Annotated in this window: 21 protein-coding genes and 1 tRNA gene; 10 read left to right on the top strand and 12 right to left on the bottom strand. The window is 68.9% G+C overall.

All coding sequences use genetic code 11. The features are described 5' to 3' along the window. Window positions 1-48: 48 nt before the first annotated feature. Complete coding sequence (locus ACILRJ_RS01320; RefSeq protein WP_395679583.1) at window positions 49-1245, top strand: plastocyanin/azurin family copper-binding protein; 1197 nt, start codon at window positions 49-51, stop codon at window positions 1243-1245. Between the two features lie 60 nt (window positions 1246-1305). Here ACILRJ_RS01320 and ACILRJ_RS01325 read toward each other — a convergent pair whose 3' ends face one another. The 6 genes from ACILRJ_RS01325 to ACILRJ_RS01350 all read right to left on the bottom strand — a co-directional run bounded on the left by ACILRJ_RS01325 (window position 1306) and on the right by ACILRJ_RS01350 (window position 6761). Continuing rightward, on the bottom strand, window positions 1306-1743 hold the full coding sequence (locus ACILRJ_RS01325; protein WP_395679584.1) for a phosphotransferase: 438 nt from the start codon (window positions 1741-1743) through the stop codon (window positions 1306-1308). Then, a complete protein-coding gene (locus tag ACILRJ_RS01330) occupies window positions 1740-4115 on the bottom strand; it encodes an MMPL family transporter (RefSeq protein ID WP_395679585.1) in 2376 nt (791 codons plus the stop codon). The genes ACILRJ_RS01325 and ACILRJ_RS01330 overlap by 4 nt, the downstream gene beginning before the upstream one ends. 79 nt (window positions 4116-4194) lie before the next feature. Further along, on the bottom strand, window positions 4195-4866 hold the full coding sequence (locus ACILRJ_RS01335; protein WP_395679586.1) for a LolA-related protein: 672 nt from the start codon (window positions 4864-4866) through the stop codon (window positions 4195-4197). Next, window positions 4775-5743: an acyltransferase gene (locus ACILRJ_RS01340; RefSeq protein WP_395679588.1), complete on the bottom strand. Its 969-nt coding sequence runs from the start codon at window positions 5741-5743 to the stop codon at window positions 4775-4777. Before ACILRJ_RS01340 ends, ACILRJ_RS01335 begins: the two co-directional genes overlap by 92 nt. After that, on the bottom strand, window positions 5740-6021 hold the full coding sequence (locus tag ACILRJ_RS01345) for a hydroxymyristoyl-ACP dehydratase (protein ID WP_395679590.1): 282 nt from the start codon (window positions 6019-6021) through the stop codon (window positions 5740-5742). Before ACILRJ_RS01345 ends, ACILRJ_RS01340 begins: the two co-directional genes overlap by 4 nt. Beyond that, window positions 6018-6761, bottom strand: a complete 744-nt coding sequence (locus tag ACILRJ_RS01350) for a xanthomonadin biosynthesis protein (RefSeq protein ID WP_395679592.1) — start codon at window positions 6759-6761, stop codon at window positions 6018-6020. The genes ACILRJ_RS01345 and ACILRJ_RS01350 overlap by 4 nt, the downstream gene beginning before the upstream one ends. A 170-nt stretch (window positions 6762-6931) precedes the next feature. On the opposite strand from ACILRJ_RS01350, the gene ACILRJ_RS01355 reads away from it, so the two are divergent. Further along, entirely contained in the window at window positions 6932-8227 is a 1296-nt protein-coding gene (locus ACILRJ_RS01355; protein WP_395680750.1) for an NAD(P)/FAD-dependent oxidoreductase, read from the top strand. An 85-nt stretch (window positions 8228-8312) separates the two neighbouring features. On the opposite strand, the gene ACILRJ_RS01360 is transcribed toward ACILRJ_RS01355, so the two are convergent. Continuing rightward, window positions 8313-8603, bottom strand: a complete 291-nt coding sequence (locus tag ACILRJ_RS01360) for a phosphopantetheine-binding protein (protein ID WP_395679594.1) — start codon at window positions 8601-8603, stop codon at window positions 8313-8315. Window positions 8604-8708: 105 nt separating this feature from the next. Between ACILRJ_RS01360 and ACILRJ_RS01365 the strand changes: the two genes are divergently transcribed. The 4 genes from ACILRJ_RS01365 to gfa all read left to right on the top strand — a co-directional run bounded on the left by ACILRJ_RS01365 (window position 8709) and on the right by gfa (window position 12855). Continuing rightward, on the top strand, window positions 8709-9713 hold the full coding sequence (locus tag ACILRJ_RS01365) for a pteridine-dependent deoxygenase (protein ID WP_395679596.1): 1005 nt from the start codon (window positions 8709-8711) through the stop codon (window positions 9711-9713). Window positions 9714-10064: 351 nt separating this feature from the next. Next, window positions 10065-11048, top strand: coding sequence for a beta-propeller fold lactonase family protein (locus tag ACILRJ_RS01370; RefSeq protein WP_395679598.1), 984 nt, complete (start codon window positions 10065-10067; stop codon window positions 11046-11048). Between the two features lie 4 nt (window positions 11049-11052). Further along, window positions 11053-12165 (top strand): S-(hydroxymethyl)glutathione dehydrogenase/class III alcohol dehydrogenase, encoded by a 1113-nt coding sequence (locus ACILRJ_RS01375; protein WP_395679600.1) that lies wholly within the window; start codon window positions 11053-11055, stop codon window positions 12163-12165. A gap of 111 nt (window positions 12166-12276) precedes the next feature. Next, complete coding sequence (gene gfa / locus ACILRJ_RS01380) at window positions 12277-12855, top strand: S-(hydroxymethyl)glutathione synthase (protein ID WP_395679602.1); 579 nt, start codon at window positions 12277-12279, stop codon at window positions 12853-12855. Window positions 12856-12879: 24 nt separating this feature from the next. On the opposite strand, the gene ACILRJ_RS01385 is transcribed toward gfa, so the two are convergent. Next, window positions 12880-14229 carry an alpha/beta hydrolase gene (locus tag ACILRJ_RS01385; protein WP_395679604.1) on the bottom strand — a complete coding sequence of 450 codons (1350 nt, stop codon included), beginning with the start codon at window positions 14227-14229 and terminating at the stop codon, window positions 12880-12882. A 247-nt stretch (window positions 14230-14476) separates the two neighbouring features. Here ACILRJ_RS01385 and ACILRJ_RS01390 point away from each other — a divergent pair, with 247 nt between their 5' ends. Beyond that, entirely contained in the window at window positions 14477-16801 is a 2325-nt protein-coding gene (locus ACILRJ_RS01390) for a Tex family protein (RefSeq protein WP_395679606.1), read from the top strand. Window positions 16802-16872: 71 nt separating this feature from the next. Here the strand turns inward: ACILRJ_RS01390 and ACILRJ_RS01395 are convergent. The 4 genes from ACILRJ_RS01395 to ACILRJ_RS01410 all read right to left on the bottom strand — a co-directional run bounded on the left by ACILRJ_RS01395 (window position 16873) and on the right by ACILRJ_RS01410 (window position 19503). Further along, window positions 16873-16948: transfer RNA gene (locus ACILRJ_RS01395), tRNA-Thr, on the bottom strand. A gap of 102 nt (window positions 16949-17050) precedes the next feature. Further along, the gene (locus ACILRJ_RS01400; RefSeq protein ID WP_395679609.1) at window positions 17051-17716 is read right to left on the bottom strand and encodes an SPOR domain-containing protein; all 666 of its coding nucleotides are present in this window, start codon (window positions 17714-17716) and stop codon (window positions 17051-17053) included. A gap of 78 nt (window positions 17717-17794) precedes the next feature. Next, complete coding sequence (locus ACILRJ_RS01405; RefSeq protein ID WP_395679611.1) at window positions 17795-18553, bottom strand: type III pantothenate kinase; 759 nt, start codon at window positions 18551-18553, stop codon at window positions 17795-17797. Beyond that, entirely contained in the window at window positions 18550-19503 is a 954-nt protein-coding gene (locus ACILRJ_RS01410) for a biotin--[acetyl-CoA-carboxylase] ligase (RefSeq protein WP_395679613.1), read from the bottom strand. The genes ACILRJ_RS01405 and ACILRJ_RS01410 overlap by 4 nt, the downstream gene beginning before the upstream one ends. A 317-nt stretch (window positions 19504-19820) precedes the next feature. Between ACILRJ_RS01410 and ACILRJ_RS01415 the strand changes: the two genes are divergently transcribed. From ACILRJ_RS01415 to ACILRJ_RS01425, 3 genes are all read left to right on the top strand, one after another. Beyond that, a complete protein-coding gene (locus tag ACILRJ_RS01415; RefSeq protein ID WP_395679615.1) occupies window positions 19821-20171 on the top strand; it encodes a hypothetical protein in 351 nt (116 codons plus the stop codon). Between the two features lie 185 nt (window positions 20172-20356). After that, complete coding sequence (locus tag ACILRJ_RS01420; protein WP_395679617.1) at window positions 20357-21112, top strand: zinc-dependent peptidase; 756 nt, start codon at window positions 20357-20359, stop codon at window positions 21110-21112. A 238-nt stretch (window positions 21113-21350) separates the two neighbouring features. Then, window positions 21351-24047 (top strand): C25 family cysteine peptidase, encoded by a 2697-nt coding sequence (locus tag ACILRJ_RS01425; RefSeq protein WP_395679619.1) that lies wholly within the window; start codon window positions 21351-21353, stop codon window positions 24045-24047. Window positions 24048-24084 lie beyond the last annotated feature (37 nt).

Raw genomic sequence — 24084 nt, forward strand, 5'->3', positions numbered from 1 at the left:
TTCGGGTACCTACGCCGTAGCGATACGCCGCAGCCACCCGGAGTCTTCATGTTCACCCGCATCCTGATCGCGTTCCTCCTCCTCGCCTGCCTCGCCGTTCCGGCCACGGCAGCCACCTTCAACGTGTCCGTGACGAGCAATCGCTTCGTGCCCTCGTCGCTGACGATCCATGTCGGCGACACGGTCACGTTCACGAATGCGGGCGGCTTCCACAACGTCGTCGCGGACAACGGGTCGTTCCGCTGCGCACGCGGCTGCGATGGCGTCGCCGGTGGCGACGGCACCCCGAGCGCCTCGGCCTGGAGCAACTCCATCACGTTCAACACCGCTGGTGGCGTCGGCTATCGCTGCGAAGTACATGCCGGCATGGGCATGGTCGGGTCGATCGAGGTCGAGGACGCGCCGGCAAGCACGTTCAATCCCAACCAGCACGGCCTCAGCGGCTCGTGGGCGAATGCCGCGACCGATTCGCAGGGTGTGGTCCTGACCGTGTGGCCCGACCTCGTCGCGCCCGGCCGCGGCTCGCTGTTCGGCGGCTGGTTCACCTACGACGTCAGCGCCGCCGGCGGCCAGCGCTGGTACACCGTGCAGGGCGACGTCAGCAGCAACGACGACAGCGCGACCATGCCGATCTACCAGACCCAGGGCGGAGCGTTCGACAGCAACCAGGCCAGCAGCACCGCTGCGGTCGGCCAGGCGGTCATGCACTTCGACGACTGCACCCACGGCTCGCTCGCCTACACCTTCAGCGACGGCAGCGGCCGCAGCGGCACGATTCCGCTGACGCGCCTGCTCGCCAACGTCAACTGCTCCGCCGACGGCACCAATACCGGTGGCGGCGCCTACCTGCGCTCCGGCGCATGGGCCGATCTCGGCACCAGCGGACAGGGCCTGGTGATGGACTTCAATCCACCGCAAGGCGTCTTCTTCGCCGCCTGGTACACCTTCCTCGCCAATGCCGGCCAGAACGCCGGTGGCGCCGGCCAGCACTGGTACACGCTGCAGGCCGCGATCCCGGCGGGCTTCTCCACGCTGACCAACGTCGGCATCTTCGAGAGCACCGGCGGCGTGTTCGACCAGCACGCGACCACCACCACCGCGCCCGTCGGCAGCGCCAACCTCACCTGGCAAAGCTGCAGCAGCGCGACGATGACCTACACGTTCACCGCGGGTCCCAATGCGGGCCTCAGCGGAACTCTCGATCTCACCCGGCTCGGTCCGGTACCGGCGGGTTGCACGCTGTAACCTCCATGGCGAGAGGCGACATGCAGCACGACCGCGACGCGGTCGTGCTGCGTCGCCGTCTCAGGCACGCGTCGTGACGATGACCGCCGCCCGCCCGCTGGCGATCAGCGCGCCGGCATGCTCGACGCGGAACGCGTATTGCCAGGAACCTTCGCCACCGAGCAGACGCTCGGCGTGCACGTCGAGCAGGCCAGCGAGATCGTCGACGCGCGCGACGCGCAGATCGACGTCGCGCAGCGATACCAGGTAGCCCGGCGCGGCGGTGCCGCCCGCTGCACGCGCGAGCAGGCCGCCATGCACGGCCATCGCCTGCGCGCCGTACTCGCACAGATGCAGCGCGCGCAGGCGATCGTCGCTGCGCAGCGGATTGTCGATCGCGCCATGCGACTGGGTGCGCGCGTGGATCGACGTCGCATCCCAGGCGACGACCTCGTCGAGCAGGCACATCGATCCCGCGTGCGGGATCAGCTTCGCCCAGTCGGACTTCGGCAACGTCATGCGCCAGGTCCAGCGTGGGCTTGTTCCCGTTGCCCTGCGGGCTCCGCGCGCCCGGTCGGGCCGCTGCCCCGCGCCATCAGGATCGACAGGCAGAAATGGAAACCGACGCCGAGCGCGACGGTGAGGCCGATCGCGCGCAACACCGGCAGCGACGACCATGCCTGCAGGCCGAACACGAGCAGCGCGGACAGAACGCAGACCAGCGTCGCGTGCAGCGTGCGGCGAGCTTCCGCGGCGTCCGCGACCGGTCGCTCGAAGAACAGCGCGTAGTGCAGGCCGAGCCCGGCGGCGAGCGTGACCGCGACGAGGTGGAACAGCGACAACGACAGGCCGCTGCCGCGTTCGGCCACGATCACCAGCAAGGTCGCGAGCGACATCGGCGCGAGCACGTGCCAGGCACGCCGCACGCTGCGCAGCGCGATCACTACGGTCAGCGCAAGCAGCCCCAGCGCGATGCCGAGCGCGCGCAGGATGCGCTCGCGATAGGCGACGACCAGCGATTCGGAAGCGCCCTTGAGGTCAAGCAGGCGCACACGCCCGCCACTCGCGTCGGCAAAGCGCGCGAGCGCCTCGGCATCATGCACGCCGGACAGCGTCGCGAGCCCGAGCCAGCCGTCGCTGCGCGACACCAGCATCGAGGCAAGACGTCCGCCAAGCGGCGACTTTGCGAACTCCGCCGCGCCGAGCGGTGCGAGGCCGCGCGCGGTTTCGACATCGGCGAGGAATGGATCGAACAGGCCGTTGCGGAACGGCAGGCCACGCTCCGCTTCGGCGAGCGCGGCCGCGAGCATCGCGCGATCGGGCAACTTGACCTGACGCGCGCGCTGCGTCGCGAGGCTCGGCAGGTAGCGGCTCGGCAATTCGGCCGCATCGAGCGCGCCGGCGTGCACCAGCTCGGCGACGCGCGCTTCGAGCGATTCGGACAACGCGAGCACGCCGTCCGCGTCGGGTGCGCCCAGCACCAGCAGGTAGCGCACATCCGGCGCACCGAGTTCGCCGCGCAGCTTCGCATCGCGCAGCAGCAGGTCCTGCGGCACCGGCGTGAGGGCGGCGAGATCGTTCTCCCACATCGGCCCGGGTGCGCGCCACAGCACGACCAGTCCGAGTGCCGCGAGCAGCCATGGCAACCAGCGCGGTCGCGGCAGCGCGTCGAGCGCCCGCGCGGCGCGTGCGAGGCCGGGCGTTTCGGCGACGTCGCGGAAACGTATGGGCAACACGCGCGGCAACAGGTATCGCGTGGTAAGGCCAGCGGCGAGCAGGCCGGCAATGGTGAACACCGCAAGCTGCTGCAGGCCGCTCACCCCGGAGGCGAAGAACGCGAGATAGGCGATCGCGGCCGAGGCGATCGCGGTGGCGAGCAGCGGCCAGAGTGCGCGCACGCTTGCGAGCGCGTCCTCGCCGGCACGCCGATGGCTGAGCACGCGGATCGGATATTCCTGCGCGACGCCGAGCAGGGTGAAGCCGAATGCAAGCGTGATGCCGTGCGCGCTGCCGAACCCGAGCGCCAGCGCGGCGGCGCCGGCGAGACCGCCGCTCAACACCGGCAGGCCGGCGAGCAGCAACGACGGCAGGCTCCGGTAGGCGAACAGCAGCAGCAGCACGAAGCCGAGCGTGCTGATCGCACCGATGCGATCTGCCTCGGCGCGAGTCTGCGCATTGATGAGCACGGTGAACCAGCCCGGTCCGCTGATCGTCAGCTTCGCCGCGTCGGCCCCAGGCAGCGCCCGGAATGCCGTCTGCAAGGCATCGATCGCGGCGCCCTGCGCCGCCGGATCGAAACCGGCGCCGCGGGTCTGCGCAAGCAGCAAAGCGGCGCCGTCGGACGAGAACCAGACGCCGTCGCGCAACGTGGGTTGCTTTGGCGGCGACCAGCGTTCCGCAAGCGCCAACGTCTCCAGGGTCGGATCACGCGGCAGCAACGGTTTCAGCAGGGCCGCCGCTGGCGACGCGAGATCCTCGACGCGCTGATCGAGTTGCTCGGCGAGGTAAGCGGCATCGAGTGCATGCGTGTCGAGTGTCGGTGACAGCAGCCAACGGTATGGCAGCAGCGTTTCGTCCAGTGTGGACGGGTCGAATGCACCGTTGATCGCCTGCTCGAAATGCGCGTCGGCGTGCAGCGCTGCCACCAGTCCGCGGCTGAGTTCGGCCCGTTGCGTTTCCGGCCCGCCCTCGATCGCGAGCAGCAACAGGCGCGAACCCGGTCCCTCGCCGATCTGCTCCATCAGCAGTTGCTGGTCCGGCGTCCGCGGCGGCGGCATGAAACTGCGCAGGTCGGTGCTGATGCGCAGCGAATGAAATGCGAACGCCGCGAGCGCGGCGAGTGCGAGCAGCCACGCGGCGAGCAATGACCAGCGGCCGAGGCGTGGCGTCACGCGCTGCCCTCGTGCCGCAGGAGCGGCTTCTGCCGTGATGGCCTGCTGGAGGGCTGAGGAACCCGGGAAGCGTCGATGCTCATTTCGCTTCGATGCCGCGGCACAGCGCATCGACCTGGGGTTGCGATACCTGCACCGCGAGCTTGGCCGCGGCGAGGCGGTCGACCAGCAGCACGCTGACATCGCCGTCCGCTTCCTCGGTGCGGAAGCACAGCGGCGTGTCGCCGCTGCCGTCGACGGTGATCGCGCGGACGCGACGTGCAAGGCGTGCGTCGCGCGGCGTCAGCACCAGTCGCCACGCACCCATGCGGCCGCTCGCGGCGAGCGTGAAGTCGCGCGCGAGCGCGGCCGCGTCGCCACCGAGCAGGGCGGCGAAGCCACGCAGGAATCCCTCGAGTTCTGGCGCCTGGCCGAGCGAGAACGTGCGAGGTGCGCGCGAACCGCGCTGCACGCTCGCCTCGCCGTTGGCGACTTTCGTCTGCTCCCGGTACGGCGCGTCGACGCGCTTGCCGAGCTGGCCGGGGCCGAGATATTCGAGTTCGCCGTGCAGGATCAGCGGGCGTTCGAGCAGGCCCGAGAACCGCACTTCGGCATAGGCGGTGCGCGCCGGCGCCTCGCGCTTGAGCGCGGCGACGAGCGTTGCGGCATCCAGCGCCGTTTCAGGCGAGGTCGCGCGCGACGGCGACGGCAGGCACAGCGCGCCGGCCAGCAGCAGGCTCCACGCCGCGCCCTTCGAGATTCCAGAAGTCATGCCAGTTGAACCAGTTGTAGGGATCCTGCCGCACATGGTGTTCGAGCCGCTCCGCATAGCGCTGCACCACCGCGCGCAGGCCGGCCTCGCGCTCGCGCCGCGGCAACACGAGTTCGTCCGCAAGCGGCTCGAAGTACAAATCGTAGCGGTTGCCGCCGCGATACATGCCAAGGCACAGCACGATCGGCACCTTGAGGATCGCGCCAAGCAGGAACGGCGCGGTCGGGAACGGCGCCGGCGCGCCGAGGAAATCGGCGAGCAGGGTCGCCTCGTGTTCGCGCGCGCGATCGGCGAGCAGGGTCGCGAGTGCGCCACCGGCGAGCGCTTCGGACAACGCCAGCACGATCTCGGTGCCGGGGCGCGACGCATCGATGACGTTGCGGCCGATTTCCGGGTTCAGCGCGTGCAGCAGCTGGGTCAGCGCCGGGGTCTTCTGCGTGTCGAGCACGACGCGCACCTGGACGTCGGGGCGCTCGGCGGCGGCCACGCGCAGCACCTCGAAGCTGCCGACGTGGGCGCCGAGCAGGAGCACGCCGCGGTCCGCGCGCATGCGCGAGGTCAGCTCGTCGAGGCCATGCACGCGCACGTCGAAGCGCGCATGGCGTTCCGCGAGCAGGAACACGCGGTCGAGGATCGTGCCGGCGAAGCGGTGGATGTGGCGCAACACCTGCCACGCGTTCGCGCGCCGGCCGGTCGCGCGTTCGAGGAACGCATACGAGACGCGCCGCTCGTACGGACGACGGAAGTAGAAGTACAAGGTGATCGGCAACAGGCAAAGGCGCGCGACGCCACGTCCGCACTTGAGGCCGATCGTGCGGATCAACCAGATCGCGAAGCGGCCGCCGCCCTCGCGCCGCTTGCTCCAGTGTTCGCTCATGCGAGCTCCGCCTCGCCGCTGAGGAGTGGCTGGCCGGCACGCTCGATGCGGAAGCGCGCACGCTGGTCGTCGCGCTCGATCGACAGCTCGGCGTCCTCGCAGGGCAGCAGCGGCGCATGGAATTTGACCACGCGAATGCGCGCGATCGTCCCGCCGGCATCACGCGCGAGCGCCTGGGCGACGCGGTCGAGCAGGACCACGCCGGGTACGACCGGATTGCCGGGGAAGTGCCCGGGCAGGCTCGGGTGGTCCACCTCGATGCGGATGCGCGCGCTCATCGTGGACTCTGCGTGGCGTCGGCGGCGAGGCTGTGCAGCAGGGCCGGCCAGCGCTGCACGACCCGCGCGATGAAGTGCGGCAACGAAGGATGTTCGATCCCGCGCAGGTGCCAGCGGCGGAATGCGTATTCGATCACCAGCACCAGCGGCACCAGCGCATAGCCGCCGACATGCAGATACAGGCGCCAGCCCGGCAGCGCGAACAACGCCGGCAGCGGCCAGCCGAACGCGGCGAACAGGCCACCCGGCGCGAGGCAGAAGATCACGCCGAGCAAACACGCCTGCAGGCCGAGCAGCACCGCCCAGACCCGGGTCAGGTTGCGCGCATAGGCGGCGACGCCCGGCAGCGCGAGCCGATCGCGCCCTTCGAGGATCGCGATGAAGCGAGCAATCAAGGGCTCGCGCCCGCGGCGCAGCGTGCCGGCGAACAGGACGCACAACGCTGCATTGACGAGGATCGGCAGCGCGTCGAGCGCAAGCAGTCCTTCGCCGCTCGCTGCAAGCAGCCCGAGCGCAAGCGTGGCAGCCGCAACGACACCCCAGGCGGCGACGCTGCGCCGGCGCAGTGCCGGCGACAGCAGCGCTCCGACCAGCACGAGCAGCGCGAATGCGGCGAGCCAGCCGAATCCGCCGGACGATGCCCACGTCGCCAGCACGAAGTAGGCGAGCACGCCGGCTATGAGCACGCGCGAGCGTCGCTTCGACGGCGTGCTCGGATCGGCGGGTGCGGGGAGTGTCACGGAATTCAACGGGCGAAAGCCGAGGGTGTTCGGGAAGCAGCGGAAATGTACCATGCACGCGCCGCGTCTATGCGATGTGCGGCTCCCCGCCCGCGTCCGTGGCGCGGGTTTTCCCGGAATGGCGCGAGGAGTCCGCAGTGCAGGCGACGGAAAATGCGATCGAGTGCGACGTGCTGGTGGTCGGTGGGGGTCCGGGCGGTTCGACCGCGGCGACCCTGCTGTGCAAGCAGGGCCTGCGCGTGGTGCAGCTGGAGAAGGATCGCCATCCGCGCTTCCACATCGGCGAGTCGCTGCTGCCGGCGAACCTGCCGATCCTCGACGCGCTCGGCGTGATGGACAAGGTGCGCGCCCTCGGCGTGCTGAAGCTCGGCGCGGATTTCCCGTCGCAGGACGGCAACTACCAGACCTTCCACTTCCGCCGCTCGCTCGGCAGCACACCGCCGCACGCGTTCCAGGTCAAGCGCGAGGAATTCGACCAGATGCTGTTCGAGCACGCGCGCGCCAGCGGCGTCGACGCGCGCGAGAACGTCAAGGTCGAGAAGGTGGATCTCGGCGGGGTCGGCCAGGTCGTCGCACACGCCAAGGACGCAGCCGGCGCGGCGCTGACGATACGCGCGAAGTATCTGGTCGACGCAAGCGGGCGCGACACCCTGCTCGGCAACGCGCTCAAGCTCAAGCGCAAGAACGACGCGCACCAGAGCGCGGCGATCTTCGCCCACTTCACGGGAGTGGAGGCGCGCCCGGGCGACGACGCCGGCAACATCAGCATCTACAACTTCGAGCACGGCTGGTGCTGGTTCATCCCGCTGCGCGAAGGCGTCATGAGCATCGGCTGCGTGTGCCGCCCCGAATACCTCAAGCAGCGCCGCGGTCGCAACGAGGAGTTCCTGCTGGCGACGCTCGCGTCGATGCCCGATGCACAGCGCCGCATGCAACAGGCGCGGATCGTTTCGGACGTGCGCGTGACCGGCAACTATTCCTACACGTGCGAGCGCATGCACGGGCCGGGCTGGGTCATGGTCGGCGACGCGTGGGCCTTCGTCGACCCGGTGTTTTCGTCGGGCGTCTACCTCGCCATGCACAGCGGCAAGCAGGCTGCCGCGCTGGTCGGCGCGATCCTCGAACAGCCGGCGCGTGAAGCCGCTCTGCAGGCCGCGTTCGAGAAGCGCATCCGGCGTGGCGTGCGCGTGTTCTCGTGGTTCATCTACCGCTTCAACTCGCCGGTGATGCGCCACCTGTTCGCGCACCCGGGCAACCAGTGGCAGCTGGAACAGGGCGTGATCTCGATGCTCGCCGGCGACGTGTTCGACAACCCGCTCGTGATGCGCAAGCTGAAGCTGTTCAAGTTCGTCTACGCCTGCTACGGCGTGCGCGACCTGCGCCGCTGGCTCGGCGAGCTGCTCGAGCGGAGGCGTCAGGCGAAGGTCGCATTCAGCGGCGGCAATACGCCGGTGGATCCGGCGTGAAGCCTGTTCAGACCCGCGGGCGAGTTCGGAAGAGTCGCGATTGCGCGCACCCGGCGCGCTGTTCGGAACCTCGAATCCGCAATCCCTAGTCCCGGCTCTTGTGCTGCTCGATATGCGCGGCCAGTGCGCGCAGGCTGCCGAAGATGTTGCGGTTGTCCGGGTTGTCCGAGCGCAACTGGAATCCGTAGCGCTTCGACACGGCGAGTGCGAGTTCGAGCGCGTCGATCGAGTCGAGGCCGAGGTCGCCGCCGAACAGCTGCGCGTCCGGCGCTATCGCGTCGGGCTTGACCCAGTCGATGTTGAGGCTGTCGACGATCAATCGGGCAAGTTCATTCTCGGCCGGGGTCTGGGCGGTGGCGCTGGCATTCACGTTCATGGGCGTTGGATCGCTCGGACTTTCGGGCGGCAATGGGCCCTCCAGTGTATCATCCGCGCCCCGTTGCGCGGCCCGTGCGCGACTTCCAGGACGCCTGCCGCACCGATGTCGACCGCGCTGAATCCCTCCGCCGCACCCGCGGCGGCGCTCTCGATCCGCTATGAGCACGGCGAACTCGCCGCGCTGCTCGCGGCGGACGACGTGCTGGCGGTGATCGGCTTCGGCAGCTCGGGACCGCGATCGCCCGACCCGCGCGTGCTGCGCGTCGGCCTCGAACCGCTTTCGAAAACCCTGCTCGAAGTCTGGCGCGGCCGCGCGCCGGTGCACAGCGGCCGCGACGGCGAGTTGCGCTGGAGCAGCGACGGCGAACACGTGTACTTCGCGATCGAGCTCGACGAGGCCGCCTGCGGCGGCATCGACGCAGCCGCCGAACAGGCGTATGCCTGCATCGGCACCTTCCTCGCCGCGCGCGAGACGCCACACGTGCTGCGCCTGTGGAACTACCTCGATGCGATCAATCTCGGTGACGGCGACGACGAGCGCTATCGGCGCTTCTGCGACGGTCGCGCGCGCGGCATGAACGCACACGTGCCGACCCGCTATCCGGCGGCAACCGCGATCGGCCGTCACGACGGCGTGCGCACGCTGCAGATCTACGGACTCGCCGCGCGCCATCCGGGCACACCGGTGGAGAACCCGCGCCAGGTCAGTGCTTGGCGCTACCCGCGCCAGTACGGACCGACCGCACCGACATTCGCGCGCGGCATGCGCAGCGGCGTCGACCAATTGCTGATCTCCGGCACCGCGGCCGTGGTCGGGCATGCCTCGCGCCACGCCGGCGATCTCGATGCCCAGCTCGACGAAACGCTGGCGAACCTCGACAGCCTGCTGCAACAGGCCGGCGCCTCCAACGCGGCCCTCGGCACGCGCAGCCTGCTCAAGGCGTACGTGCGGCACGAGGCCGATGCCGCGCATGTCGCCGACGTTCTGCACGCGCGATTGCCGGGACTCGGCGGCCTGCTCCTGCTCGGCGGAGACATCTGCCGCAGCGAGCTGCTGGTCGAGGTCGATGGCGTGCACCAGCTCGATCCCCCGAACCGGTTGCGTTGAGCGGCAGCAAGAGAAGCCGAAACGCCTCGCGACCCTCGACTCCGGCGCCCCGCGCCTGCGCTCAGGGCGAACCGCCTTGCGTGGATCCGCGGTAAACGCCCCCAGACCATTCACGGGCACGCGAGGACCTTACCCAAACCGTTCGCGTTGAGCGCAGCGAGCGAGAGCGAGCGAAGTCGAAACGCCGTCGTCACACCCAACGGCCCCTTCGACTCCGGCCTGCGGCCTGCGCTCAGGGCGAACGGTTTTGGTTCGGCCTGCGCCCGGGGGGAATGGCTTTGGTTCGTTTCCCCTGCGCTCCGGGCCACGCTTGGCGTATCGTTGGCATTCCCTGCGCCGCGCCGGTCACCCATGTCGCTCCTGCCATACACCCGCTTCGCCTGTGCGCTGCTCGGCGCCGTGACTGCCGCCACCGCCGCAGCCGCACCTTTCGCCTATGTGCCGAACCAGAAGAGTGGTTCGATCTCGGTCATCGACACCGCCGGCGACACGCTGGTGCGCACGCTGACCGCGCAAGGCAAGCTGGGCGACCGCGTGCAGGCGATCGACGTCGATGCGCGTGGCACCACGCTGTATGTCGTCGATGCCGGGCACGAACAATTGCTGGCCGTCGATATTGCCACCGACCGCATGCTGCACACGGTCGCGATCGGCGCCGATGCCGAGGGCGTTCGCCTCGCGCCGGATGGCAAGACCCTCGCGGTTTGCGCCGAGGGCCAGCACCAGGTGCTGCTGGTCAACGCCGCGACGTTCACGATCGGCGCACGCATCAAGGTCCGCGGGCGCAACCCCGAACACTGCGAGTTCTCGCCGGACGGCGCGTTCCTCGTCACCAGCAACGAAGGCTCCAGCGACCTCGACGTGATCGACCTCGCCACGCGCAGTTCGATCGACACGATCGCGACCGCCGGCCATCCGCGCGGCGCGGCCTTCCTGCCGCATTCGCAGATGCTCTACGTCGCACAGGAAAGCGCGAACGGCGTCGACCTGATCGACTTCGGCGCGCGCACCAAGGTGCTCACGATCGCCACCGCCGAGCGCGCCGCCGGCGTCAGCGCCGCGCCGAACGGCCAGCGCGTCTACGTTGCCAACGGCAGTGGCAGCGTCAGCGTCATCGACGTCGCAAGCCATGTCGTGATCCGCGAAATCAGCGTCGGCAAACGCCCGTGGAACATGGCGTTGACCCCGGACGGGAAGAAGCTCTACGTCGCCAACGGCCGCTCCAACAGCGTCAGTGTCATCGACACCGGCAAGCTCGCGGTGGTCGCCGAGATTGCGGTCGGCGAGCTGCCGTGGGGCGTGGTTATCCCGTCATCGAAACCGCGAGGAGACTGACCCGATGAAGACCCGCGCCGCCGTCGCGTTCGAAGCCGGCAAGCCCCTGTTGATCGAGCAGGTCGATCTCGAAGGACCACGCGCGGGCGAAGTGCTCGTGCGCATCGTCGCAACCGGCGTCTGCCACACCGACGCGTTCACGCTCTCGGGCGCCGATCCGGAAGGTCTGTTCCCGGTCATCCTCGGCCACGAAGGCGGGGGCATCGTCGAGGAAGTCGGCGCAGGCGTGACTTCGCTCAAGCCCGGCGATCACGTGATCCCGCTGTACACGCCCGAATGCGGCCAGTGCAAATTCTGTCTGTCGGGCAAGACCAATCTCTGCCAGGCGATCCGCGCGACGCAGGGCAAGGGCCTGATGCCCGACGGCAGCTCGCGTTTCTCGCTCAACGGCAAGCCGATCCTGCACTACATGGGCACGAGCACATTCTCCGAGTACACGGTGTTGCCGGAGATCGCACTCGCGAAGATCAACTCCGCGGCGCCGCTCGAGAAGGTCTGCCTGCTCGGCTGCGGCATCACGACCGGCATCGGCGCGGTGCTGAATACCGCGAAGGTCACGCCCGGGTCGAGCGTCGCCGTGTTCGGCCTCGGCGGCATCGGCATGTCGGTGATCCAGGGCGCGGTGATGGCGAAGGCTTCGCGCATCCTCGCGGTCGACACGAACCCCGACAAATTCGTGATGGCGAAGCAGCTCGGCGCGACCGACTGCATCAACCCCAAAGGCTTCAAGGACACGCCGATCCAGCAGGTGATCGTCGAACTCACCGATGGCGGCGTCGACTATTCGTTCGAATGCATCGGCAACGTCAACGTCATGCGTTCGGCACTCGAGTGCTGCCACAAGGGCTGGGGCGAGTCGATCATCATCGGCGTCGCCGGCGCCGGCCAGGAGATATCGACGCGACCGTTCCAGCTGGTGACCGGTCGTGTCTGGCGCGGCTCGGCGTTCGGCGGCGTCAAGGGGCGCTCGCAGTTGCCCGGTTACGTCGATCGCTACATGAGCGGAGAACTCAAGATCGATGAATTCGTGTCGGCGGAACTGCCGCTGGAGCAGATCAATCACGCGTTCGATCTCATGCACGAAGGCAAGGTGATCCGTTCCGTGATTGTTTACTAGTGCGATCCATCCGGGAGCGCCGCGATCTGGCAAGCGCGATCTTCACTGGCGCTGCGACTCCCGGGTGGTCCAACCGCGGCCGTCCTTGGCCGTACTTCTAACCGGGAGGCAATGGTCATGACTGTCTCGATCCATCCATCCGTCGATGGCGGCGTCCGGAAAGGCGACCCGAATTTTGCAGGCGGCACGCTGAGCTGCAAATGTGCAAGCAACCCGGTCACCGTCGAAGTCGGGGCGCAGAGCGCGCACAATCATGTCTGCGGTTGCACGAAGTGCTGGAAGCCGGCTGGCGCGCTGTTCTCGATGGTTGCCGTGGTGCCGCGCGACAAGGTCAGGATCAGCGCGAACGCGGACAAGCTGAAGATCGTCGACGAGAAGGCCGCGATCCAGCGCCACGCATGCAGGGACTGCGGCACGCACATGATCGGCCGCATCGAGAACAAGGCCCATCCGTTCCATGGCCTCGACTTCATCCACACCGAACTGTCGTCCCAGGATGGCTGGTCGGCGCCAGGCTTTGCCGCGTTCGTGTCGTCGATCATCGAATCCGGTGCAGACCCCGGCAACATGGACGCGGTACGCGGCCGCCTCAGGGAACTCGGCCTCGAGCCGTACGACTGCCTCAACCCGCCGCTGATGGACGCGATCGCGACGCACATTGCAAAGGCATCCGGCGCCCTGAAGTCCTGAGCGTTCACGGCGCACGACGGGTGTTCACGCGGTCGCCGGGGGAAAGCGTGCATCGAGCCAATGACGAATCGCGCCGAGAGCGCGCGGCGCGAACGTCTCCTCGATGATCGGGTATTCGTATGCCTCGCCGGTGGTGCAGGTCTGCAGCAGGTGGTTGAGGCCGGCGAGCTCGATCGTCTCGACGTCGCGATGACCGGTAGCGGCGAACGCGCGCGCGATCGCTTCGAGGTTGCCGCACGGCACCTGACGGTCGAGGCTGCCGTTGATCGCCAGCACGGGCATGCGCAACGACGCGAACAGGCGCGCCGGTTCGAGCTGCAACGCGGAGCGGAACCACGCCTCGTTGTAGCGCGCGATCCACGTCTGCGTGCCCAGCGCGCGCATCGAAGCCACCGCGTCGAAGCGCACCGCGCACGCATCGAGTGCCGCGCCGTCGATCAGTGTCGCGTCATCGCGCAACATCGCGAACACGGCGAGAGCGAACGCCCGGTGGCGCTCGATCGCCGCATCGCCGAAGCCGAGCCGGCGCAAGGAATCCCCCTCACGTTCGGCCAGCACGTCGGCGAGCGGTGCGCCGGCTGCCGCCATCGTCACGAGGAAGGCGACCCGCGGCCGTTCGCCGGCGACGATGCTCGCAACGGTGCAACCCATGCTGTGGCCGAGCAGCCCGATCGGCACGCCGGCGAGATTGGCGCGCGTCGACAACCAGTCGAACGCGGCGCGCGTGTCGTCCGCTTCGTCGCGCACCGTGATCGCGGAGCGGTCGCCGGTCGATGCACCGACACCGCGATCGTCCAGGCGCAGGCTTGCGTAGCCGTGGCGCGCGAGATGATCTGCAAGCACGAGGAAGGGCTTGTGGCCGAACACGGTCTCGTCGCGATCCATCGCGCCCGAGCCCGGTACCAGCAGCGCGAGTGCACGCGGCGTTGCGCGAGGCTTCGTCAGCGTGCCGGCAAGGCGACCACCAACGCCCTCGATGAAGACGTCTTCGACTTCGTACGGGAACGGCGCCACGGGAAGTTGCGGTCGCTCCGGCGCGACGGGTGCGGCGACCCCGCGGTGGAACGTGACCGGTCGCACGGCGTTGCCGTCGACGAGCACGCCGGCAAGTTGCCCGCCACCGTCGCTCAGGCGCCCCGCGAACACGCCGAGCGAACGGCTGCGGAAGCGCAGCTCGCCGCCGACCAGCGACACCTCGGTGAACGGCATTCCGCTGCGGTGCAACTGCGGGAAATCCGCGTGTACCGACCAGCCACCGTCTTCCGCGGCATCTACATGCAACACCAGTGCGACGCGGCTGCCGGATACATCCACATGACCGCTCCACGCGCCTTCGATTGCGTGTTCCAGCGGTCCTTCTTTTCGCTCGATCAACGGCATCTCCCGTGCGTGCGCGCGCTGCGCACTGCTCTTTTCACCATAGCAGCGGATCCGCGCCGTGCGACGCCGTCGATGGACGACCGTTCACGCGCTGGCCTACAATGTCTTCACAGGCTCGCGGGGTGCAGATTTCGATCAACCGCGCGGATCGCGTGAAGCGATGCCACACCATCCACAATGAACTCGAGGGCCGCCACGGCGGCCCTTTGCATTTGCGCTCCTCCAGGAATCGAAGCACTGCATGCTCAGCATCGAACAACGCATCGCCGCGGACATCGCCGCGCAACCGGCCCAGGTCAAGGCCGCGGTGGAACTCCTCGACGGCGGCGCGACCGTGCCGTTCATCGCCCGCTACCGCAAGGAAGTCACGGGCGGGCTCGACGACACCCAGTTGCGCCTGCTGGAGGAACGCCTCGGCTACCTGCGCGAACTCGAAGACCGGCGCGCGGCGATCCTCGACAGCATCGCCGAGCAGGGCAAACTCGACGACGCGCTGAAGGCGCAAATCCTCGAAGCCGAGACCAAGGCGCGGCTCGAGGACCTCTACCTGCCGTACAAGCCGAAGCGCCGCACCAAGGCGCAGATCGCGCGCGAGGCCGGGCTCGAACCACTCGCGCTCGGGCTGCGTGATGATCCGACGATCGCGCCCGAGGTGCGTGCAAGCGCGTTCGTCGATGAAGCGAAGGGCGTGCCCGACATCAAGGCCGCGCTCGACGGCGCGCGGCAGATCCTCATGGAGACGACCGCCGAGAACGCGATGCTGCTCGGCGAGCTGCGCGATTCGGTATGGTCGAAGGGACAGATCCGCGCGAAGGTCATCGAAGGCAAGGAAAGCGAAGGCGCGAAGTTCCGCGACTACTTCGACCACGCCGAGGCGATCGCGAAGATTCCCTCGCATCGCCTGCTTGCGCTCATGCGCGCGCGCAACGAAGGCATTCTCGCGCTCGAACTGCTGCCGACCGTCGATCCCGAACAGGGCCACATCGAAGCCGAAGGCCGCGTCGCCGTGCATGCTGGCATCGCGGCGCGCGGCCGCGCGGCAGATGCATGGCTGCTGGAAACCTGTCGCCTGACCTGGCGCGTGAAGCTGCATCTGTCGCTCATGCTCGACCTGTTCGCGCGCGCGCGGGAGGCCGCGGAGGAAGAAGCGATCCGCGTGTTCGGCGACAACCTGAAAGACCTCATGCTCGCCGCGCCGGCAGGGCCGAAGGCGGTCATGGGCCTCGATCCCGGCATCCGTACCGGCGTCAAGGTGGCGGTCGTCGATGCGACCGGCAAACTGCTCGCGACGACGACCGTGTATCCGCACGAACCGCGCCGGCAGTGGGACCAGGCGCTCGCCGAACTGGGCGCGCTGAGCCTGAAGCATGGCGTCGAGCTGATCGCGATCGGCAACGGCACCGCCTCGCGCGAGACCGACAAGCTCGCCGGCGAAATGATCAGGAAGATCGGCGAGCGCGCGAAGATCGCAAAGATCGTCGTCAGCGAGGCCGGCGCGTCGGTGTATTCGGCGTCCGAACTCGCCGCGAAGGAGTTTCCGACGCTTGACGTGAGCCTGCGCGGCGCGGTGTCGATCGCGCGGCGCCTGCAGGATCCACTCGCCGAACTGGTCAAGATCGAGCCGAAGGCGATCGGCGTCGGCCAGTACCAGCACGACGTCAACCAGTCGAAGCTCGCGCGCGCACTCGACGCGCGCGTCGAGGACTGCGTCAACGCGGTCGGCGTCGACGTCAACACCGCCTCCGCGCCGCTGCTCGCGCGCGTCGCCGGCCTGTCGGCGGGCGTGGCCGAGAACATCGTCAAGTTCCGCGACGAGCACGGCGCGTTCGCGACGCGCGCGGCGCTGAAGAAGGTGCCGCGCCTCGGCGACAAGGCGTTCGAACAGAGCGCGGGCTTCCTGCGCATTGCGCACGGCGCCAATCCGCTCGACGCCGGTGGGGTGCATCCGGAAGCGTATCCGGTGGTCGAACGCATCATCGCGGCCTGCGGGCGCGAGGTGAAGCAACTGATCGGCGACGGCGCGTTCCTGCGCACGCTGCGCGCGGAGGACTACACCGACGAGCGCTTCGGCGTGCCGACCGTGCGCGACATCCTCAGGGAACTGGAGAAGCCCGGCCGCGATCCGCGCCCGAGTTTCGTCGCGCCGACATTCGCGGACGGCGTCGAGGACCTCAAGGACCTCGCCGTCGGCATGGTGCTCGAAGGCCGCGTCACCAACGTCGCCGCGTTCGGCGCGTTCGTCGACATCGGCGTGCACCAGGATGGCCTCGTGCACGTGTCGGCGCTGTCGCACACGTTCGTCAAGGATCCGCGCGAAGCGGTCAAGGCCGGCGACATCGTCAAGGTCAAGGTGATGGAGGTGGACCTGCAACGCCAGCGCATCGCGCTCAGCATGCGCCTCGACGATGTGCCGGGCGAGGCGCGCGGCGGCGCGCGCGCTCCGCGTGAAGAACGTGGCGGCAATCCCGGTGGCCGGCGCGAAGCGCCCGCTCGCAAACCGGCCAGCGCACCGGTTGCCGCGAACAACGCGTTCGCGGATGCGTTCGCGCAAGCGCGCAAGAGCTGATCGTACGTCCAGCCTCCGCCGCGTTGCGGCAGAGGCAACTGTGCCTGCTCGTCGCGCGGCAGTTGCGCGGATGGTGCCGCTTATCCGACTCGAACGGATGACCTACCGCTTACAAGGCGGTTGCTCTACCAACTGAGCTAAAGCGGCGTTTGCGGGGCCTAGTGTAGGGCCGGTCGAGCGCGCAGCGCGAGTCCCGCCGTCATGCGCCCACACCGCGACCAACATGACCGCGGGCATACGCGGCGCGCGTCATTCGCACTTCGCAACCTGCATGCGCGCCTCGCCGGCGTTCGCGACGCGGCTGGCGAGGTCGTCCGGCTCGGTGCCGGCGAGCGCGAAGTCGAGCCAGTACACGGGCAGGTCCTCGGTGCGCGCGTTCACTTTCGGGTTCAGGCCGAGGCCGGCGATTTCGGCGCGGCGGCGCTCGGCATTGCCCTGGTCGCGGAACAGTCCGAGCGAAATCGTGTTCTGCTGGTCGCCCGCGGTGACCACGTAGTAGTCGCGCACGCCCTTGGCGGACAGCGTGCGCGCGGTCGCAAGCGCCTGTTCGCGGCTCGGCATCGCCGGCAGGTACACCCAGTAGCCGCGCGTCTGCGTAGCATGTTCCTCGCGCATGCGGATCCGCTTGGTCAGCGGCGTGAGCGCGTTCATCGCCGCGCGCGTGTCGGCCTGGGTCTGGAACGGGCCGTAGCGGCGGCACTGGTCATTGGCGAGATCGGCCGGGCTCTCGGGCGCGCTCGCCAGTTCGGCGTGATCGCCTTCGGCGTTGTCGCGCTCGGCAAGCAGTTCGAGCCGGGGCACGCCGGGATCGGTCGCGGGCGCCTCTTCCGACTGCGGACGGTTCGCGAACAGCAGCCAGCTGGCGCCGCCGATGTTCAGCGCGAGCAGGAGCATGAAAAGGACGCGGATGAACATCGGTTCCCGGTGCGATTCGACGTGCGGAAGGAATGATTCTAGCGAACCCGCGTGCTCTTGCAGCGGCCCGTGGCGCCGTCAGGCCTGCGTGTCGTCGCCGCCGGCGGGCGCCTGCGCCCACAATGCGAGGCCATGCAGCACGAGGTCGTGCACGCGTTCGAGCGGTTCGAGCAAGGTTTCCAGCTCGTCGCCACCGCCGCCGCCGAGCAGCAACGGTGGCGATGCACCGCACCGGCGCGCGACGTTGTCGCGGAAACGGTCGATCGCACCGGCGGCCGCGTAGAGCGAGCCACTGACCACGGCATCGGCGGTCGAGCGCGGCAGCTCGCGCAGGTGGCCGCCGGGCGCGTCGACGCGCGCAGTCGCGGCCAGCAACGCCTTGCGCATCTGCGGTGGACTGGCAACGATCAGGCCGCCAAGATGCTCCCCGGTGGCGTCGATCGCATCGACCGTCAAGGCCGTGCCCGCGCTGACCAGCACCTGCAGGCGCGGCTTGCGCGCATGCGCGGCGGCCAGCGCGAGGAAGCGGTCGACCCCGAGTCGTTGCGGTTCCGCGTAAGCGTTGCGGATGCCGAGCGCGGCCGCCGGGCTGCGCACGAAATGCACGCGACAGTGCAGGCGCTCGCGCACGAACGCTTCGAGCTCCGCTTCGCGCGCGGCCGATACGACACTGGCGACGAACACCGCGTCGATGCCCACGAGTTCGCCCCACTCGCGCCGCAGCTCGACCGCGAGCGGCACGCCGACATGCGCGAAGACGCCGCCGGGGCGCGCCCTGCCATCGACGGCCAAGGCCCATTTGAGCCGCGTGTTGCCGAAGTCGATCAGCAGGTTCATGGGCGCATCCGCAGGCTGACTTCGCCGCTGTCGACGACCTCGTCGCCATCGGCGAACGCGACGCGCAGCGCGCCGCGTGCGTCGATGCCACGCGCGATGCCGCGGCGCCTGTGGCTACCCTGCAGCAACTCGACGTCATGTCCTTGCAGGGCGTCGAGCCGCGCATAGCTCTCGGCGAACGCAGCGAAGCCGCATGCGGCGAAGCGGTCGAGCCCCTCGATCAGATGATCGATGAGCCGCGCCGCCACCTGCACCCGCGAGGGCGCCGCTGCAAGCGTGGCGAGATCGATGCACGCCTGGTCGATCGTCGCGGCGGCCGCGCCAAGGCGCAGGTTGAGACCGACGCCGACGATCGCGTGGCACGGCCCGAGTGCATCGCCGCCGAGTTCGACCAGGATGCCGCCGAGCTTCGCGCCGCGCGCGACCAGATCGTTCGGCCACTTCAGCGCGACCTCGTCGATCGCGCACGCGGCGAGGGCTTCGGCCATCGCCACGCCGACCGCGAGGCTGAGTCCGGCCAGCGAACTCATCGGCCCTTCGAAGCGCTTCAGCACCGACAACGCGATGCCGCCACCGAGCGGCATCCGCCAGGCGCGACCGCGGCGGCCACGCCCGGCGCTCTGCATCTCGGCGAGGCAGACCAGACGGTCGCGCGTATCTTGATCGGCTCGTCGCGAAAGCTCGCTGTTGGTGGAGTCGAGCTGCCAGTGCACGACGAGATCACCGAGGCGCTCGCGCGTGGCCGGGGCGAGCGCCGCGCGCAGGCCCGGCGCGTCGAGCAATTCCACCGGCGCGTGGAGGCGGTAGCCGCTGCCCGGCTGCGCATCGATTTCGACCCCGGCCTCGCGCAGGCGCTCGACCTGCTTCCAGACCGCGGCACGCGTGACGCCCAGGCGCTCGGCCAGCTCGATGCCGGATACCGCAGGTCGCAGGCACAGCTCGGCCAGCACGGCGCGAGCGCCCGTCGCGGAATCGGCTGGGTCGGTGGAAGGGAGAATGCGGGTTTTTCGTTCAGCCACGGTCGAAAGGCAGGAATCGGGGACGATGCCGCAGTGTAGCCGCGGCGCGGCGGCTCGACGGCGACGCTGTCCGCGAAGTGTCCGCGGGTGTCCGGCGGACAGGCAGCGACCGCGTGCGGCCCTTGCCGCACCGTGCCGGAAGTCATTGGCACAGGTCGTGCTTCCTCGACAACGGACCGGCTGGAGTCGGGACCCGGATCATGCGAGCATGGCGGCCTTCCTCGGCCGCTCACGCCAGGAAAACAGCCATGAACAAGACCGCCCTCCTCCTCGTCGTCCTCCTCGGCACGACCGCGAGCGCCTCCGCACTCGCGCAGGGCGCGTCGTTGCGCGGCGCCGGCCTGCTCGCTCTGGACACGACCGAATCGCACGCCAACGCCGTCGTCGAGATGATCGACAGCGGCGGCGGCTCGACCGGCGCGCGCGCGTTGCGCGGCAGCGATGCATCACCACGCGCACGCGGCGACGCCGAGCGCGTTGCGCCCGTGCCGGATCCGCTGCCGGAAAAACTGATCGGCGATCCCGCCGCACCCGCCGCCGCCACCCCGAAGCGCCCGACCTATCGCTGGCAATCCCTGGTCCCCGGCGCAATCAAGTGAGTCCAGGATGAACTCATCCCGTGCAGTACCGGGATGTGCGCCGACACGGGCTCCAGTTCCATTGATGAATGAACGCATCCCGTGCAGGTCAGGGATGCACGCCGACACGCGATCCAGCCTGGATCGAACCTTCATCCGTCGACCGTCGCCATGCTGGCGCACGTCGGTGCGTCCACAGGCTTTTGATGCGCACATGGCTTGAGCGCTTCCAGCGTGCGCTGCAGCCTTCACCGCGCATCGGCGACGCCGATTGGCACTCGCTGTGCGGGTGTTCGCTGTTGTTCGGTCGCCTCGACGACGGACAACGCGCGGCACTGCGCGCGCTGGCGGAACGGTTCCTCGCCAGCAAGCGCTTCAGCGCGGCCGGCGGCCACGTCCTCGAACCGGGCCATTGCCTCGCGATCGCCGCCCTCGCCTGCCTGCCGGTGCTGCGCATCGGTTTCGGCGCGCTGGCAGGCTGGCGCGAGGTGATCGTCTATCCGGGCGAATTCCGCGTGAAGCGCGAGCACCACGACGAGCACAGCGGCGTCGTCACCGAGGGCGAGGAAGACCTCATCGGCGAGGCGTGGGAACGCGGCCCGCTGGTGCTTTCGTGGGCCGACGTCGCAACCGATCTCGCTCATCCGTTCGACGGGTTCAACGTCGTCGTGCACGAGATCGCGCACAAGCTCGACCTGCTCGACGGGGCAATGAACGGCGTGCCGCAGCTGCCGCCGTCGCTCGCGCGGCGTGAATGGATCGCGACGATGCAGGCCGGCTACGACCGGCTGGTGCGCGCGGTCGAGCGCGGCCGCGACACCTTCATCGATCCGTATGCAGCCGAGAGCGCCGATGAATTCTTTGCGGTGACAAGCGAGCTGCACTTTTCCGATCCGGGCGGGTTCGCCCGCGCCGAGCCGGCAGTAGCCGCCTTGTTGGCGCGCTACTACGACCACCGCTGACGCGCACAGCGCTGCTGGCGGCGGTCGGACAGTGGATGGGCAACCAAAGCCTGTTTCGACTGCGCGGAACTTCGCGCTGCTGCGCTCGACACGAACGGACTCTGGGGGGTGACGGCGCCCGGATCGCATCCGGGGCGCCTTGCTGAACTCCGGTTGCGGTCAGGTGGTCGGACCGGTAGCCTGCCAGGTTGCGTCCCAATTCGCCGCGCGGGCACTGCTCCCGCTACTGCCCTTGCCCATGCCCTCGAATTTCCTTTTGCGCGCGACCGCGCTGATCCTGCTCGCGGCTTCCCCGGCCGCATTCGCCTGCAGCGGCGAACTGCACATCGAGCTGGAGCATGCGGGCGTATATACGCTCGACCATGCCGCGATCGTCGCGGCCCAACCGGGACTCGCCGATTGCGCGGTGGACGACCTGTGGCTGCGCCAGGCCGGCAAGGAGGTTGCGCTGCGCGTCGTCGCCGCGGGTGCGCGGTTTGCCGACGGGGATCACGTCGAATGGATCGGCCAGCCACTGCACGGACCGGAAAGCTGGTACGACCCGTACAGCGTCAACAACGCCTACGTGCTCGGCGCCGCAGCGGGTACGCATGCACGCATGCGCGAGGCCGAGGCGCAGGGAAGCGGACACGCGGCGCTCGAACGCGCGCTGCACCTCGAGCAGGAAAACCTGATGATCCGGCTCGACCAGGAGCAGCAGAAGCCGGGCGAGGAACCCGACGTCTGGCAATGGGCGAAGCTGACCCATGTCGATCCCAGGCCGTTCGAGCTGCGTTTCGATCTCGCCGACCTCGATGTGCGCGGCGGCGAGTCCCGCCTCGTGCTCGCGCTGCGCGGCCTTTCCGCGCTGCAGCCGCCGCCGAAGGACAAAGGCGACAAGCCGGCCGACCACGTGGTCGAACTTGACCTCAATGGCCAGACGCTTGCCCCGCTGCACTGGGACGGGCGCGACGAAGTGCGGCGCGAGTTGCAGGTCGCGACATCGCGCCTGAAGGTGCACGGCAACACGCTCACGCTGCGTGTGCCGAAGCGCGAGCTGCCGTGGGCGGCGACGAGCGATGTCGTCGACGTCGTGATGCTCAACTGGATCGAGGCGCACTATCCCGCCGAGGGCAACCTCGACGCGGACACCACCGCGCTGCGCGTGCGCGCGGATGCGAGTGCGTCGCTGCAACTCGTCGCGCGCGGCAACGATGCGCCCATGCTCTACGGCAGCGATGGGGTGCGCCGTGTTCCACGTGCGCTCGGAGGCGACCGCTACGCGTATGCGCCCGCGGCTGCAGGCGTCGACCTGCTGCCGGCGACCGCAGGCAGCCTGGCCAAACCCCTGTCGCTGCGCGCGGTCACCGGCAGCGAGTGGCGCGAACCGAAGCAGGGCTACGACTACCTGATCGTCGCGCACCCGCGTCTCGTCGATGCGATCCGGCCACTCGCCCGTTTCCACGAAAAGCGCGGGCTGAAGGTCGCATTGCTCGACATCGACGCCGTGTACGACCAGTTCAACCACGGCATCGCCCATCCGCAGGCGATTCGCAACCTGGTCGACACGGCCTATCACCGCTGGCCGTCGAAGCCACGCTTCCTGTTGCTGGTGGGGGATTCGAGTTTCGACATCCGCCATGAAACCTACAACGACCTCGCCTACGCGAAGTGGACCGATCGCGAACTGCTGTTTCCCGGGCATTTCGGCGCCGTACCGGGCGGCGAGTACGAGAACAAGCCGAAGAAGCTGTCGGATCGAAACCTGATCCCGACCTGGCAATTCCCGTCGCCGGAAGGCCAGTCGGCCAGCGACAACTGGTTCGGCGCGGTCAACGGCGACGACTGGCATCCGGTGGTCGCGGTCGGGCGTTTCCCGGTGGTCGAGCCGGCTGAAGTGACGGCGATCGTCGACAAGACGATCGACTACATCACCAAGCCGCAGCTCGGCGCCTGGCGGCGCGACGTGATGTTCATCTCCGACGAGATCGCATCGTTCCAGAAGGCGTCCGACGAGATCGCCGGCGCGCTCGGCAAGGTCGGCTTCCTGGCCGACAAGGTCTATGCAAAGCCCGACGTGACCGAGAACGCGGTGCATCAGCGCGCGATCCACGACGGCATCGACGAAGGTCGCCTGCTGGTGCACTTCATCGGCCACGGCGGGCGCTACATCTGGCGCACCGGTCCACCCGACCTGCGCAAGAACCAGGACCTGTTCACGCTCGATGACGTGTCCAAACTCGGCAATGGCGGACGCCTGCCGATGGTGCTGTCGATGACCTGCTATTCGGCACCGTTCGACAACCCGACCGAAGACTCGATCGGCGAGCGCTTCCTGCGCGAGAAGGACAAGGGCGCGGTCGCGGTGTTCGCCGCGTCGTGGCGCAACACGCCCTCACCCGCGTTCAGCAAGACCATCATCGAGAACCTGCTCGAACCCGGCGCAACGATCGGCGAGGCGATCGTGCGTGCGAAGAACGCATCGCAGGACCGCATTCTGGTCGAGATGTACAACCTGCTCGGCGATCCGGCATTGGTACTCGAACGCCCGCGCGACGCGCTCCTGCTTGCGCTCGACGACGATCGCTGGAACCGCGGCGTGCTGGTCGACCTGAAGCAGGCGCGCTTCGACGGCAAGGTGACGGTCGACTGGCTCGACGCGCGCGGCACGAAACTCGCCTCGTCGAACTACCAGGCGAACGACACGCGTTTCCGCCTGCCGATACCGTCGTTCGGCAAGGACCGCGCGACCCAGTTGCGCATTTACGCGGTTTCTCGGCAGAGCGGGCGCGACGCGGTCGGCGGCCTCGACTTCGGCACGAGCAAGGAGCCGGCGCGCGCGTGGACCGCATCCGCGATCGCGTGGTGGAAGCGCCTCACGCAACCCGCGCCGAAGCGCTCGGAGCGGCGCGAGGACACGATCGCAATCCTCGACTTCGACGGACCCGCGCGCTGAGCAACGAGCGTGCGAGGCGGCGGCGGGACTGGCGCTG

This window comes from Dokdonella sp. (assembly GCF_044227025.1).
Classification (GTDB): Bacteria; Pseudomonadota; Gammaproteobacteria; order Xanthomonadales; family Rhodanobacteraceae; genus Dokdonella_A.

Excerpts from the sequence above, each read along its gene's own strand:
- ACILRJ_RS01320 (WP_395679583.1), top strand. The coding sequence starts at position 49 with ATGTTCACCCGCATCCTGATCGCGTTCCTCCTCCTCGCCTGCCTCGCC.
- ACILRJ_RS01325 (WP_395679584.1), bottom strand. The coding sequence starts at position 1,743 with ATGACGTTGCCGAAGTCCGACTGGGCGAAGCTGATCCCGCACGCGGGA.
- ACILRJ_RS01335 (WP_395679586.1), bottom strand. The coding sequence starts at position 4,866 with ATGACTTCTGGAATCTCGAAGGGCGCGGCGTGGAGCCTGCTGCTGGCC.
- ACILRJ_RS01340 (WP_395679588.1), bottom strand. The coding sequence starts at position 5,743 with ATGAGCGAACACTGGAGCAAGCGGCGCGAGGGCGGCGGCCGCTTCGCG.
- ACILRJ_RS01345 (WP_395679590.1), bottom strand. The coding sequence starts at position 6,021 with ATGAGCGCGCGCATCCGCATCGAGGTGGACCACCCGAGCCTGCCCGGG.
- ACILRJ_RS01360 (WP_395679594.1), bottom strand. The coding sequence starts at position 8,603 with ATGAACGTGAATGCCAGCGCCACCGCCCAGACCCCGGCCGAGAATGAA.
- ACILRJ_RS01365 (WP_395679596.1), top strand. The coding sequence starts at position 8,709 with ATGTCGACCGCGCTGAATCCCTCCGCCGCACCCGCGGCGGCGCTCTCG.
- ACILRJ_RS01370 (WP_395679598.1), top strand. The coding sequence starts at position 10,065 with ATGTCGCTCCTGCCATACACCCGCTTCGCCTGTGCGCTGCTCGGCGCC.
- ACILRJ_RS01375 (WP_395679600.1), top strand. The coding sequence starts at position 11,053 with ATGAAGACCCGCGCCGCCGTCGCGTTCGAAGCCGGCAAGCCCCTGTTG.
- gfa (WP_395679602.1), top strand. The coding sequence starts at position 12,277 with ATGGTCATGACTGTCTCGATCCATCCATCCGTCGATGGCGGCGTCCGG.
- ACILRJ_RS01390 (WP_395679606.1), top strand. The coding sequence starts at position 14,477 with ATGCTCAGCATCGAACAACGCATCGCCGCGGACATCGCCGCGCAACCG.
- ACILRJ_RS01400 (WP_395679609.1), bottom strand. The coding sequence starts at position 17,716 with ATGTTCATCCGCGTCCTTTTCATGCTCCTGCTCGCGCTGAACATCGGC.
- ACILRJ_RS01405 (WP_395679611.1), bottom strand. The coding sequence starts at position 18,553 with ATGAACCTGCTGATCGACTTCGGCAACACGCGGCTCAAATGGGCCTTG.
- ACILRJ_RS01415 (WP_395679615.1), top strand. The coding sequence starts at position 19,821 with ATGAACAAGACCGCCCTCCTCCTCGTCGTCCTCCTCGGCACGACCGCG.
- ACILRJ_RS01420 (WP_395679617.1), top strand. The coding sequence starts at position 20,357 with ATGCGCACATGGCTTGAGCGCTTCCAGCGTGCGCTGCAGCCTTCACCG.
- ACILRJ_RS01425 (WP_395679619.1), top strand. The coding sequence starts at position 21,351 with ATGCCCTCGAATTTCCTTTTGCGCGCGACCGCGCTGATCCTGCTCGCG.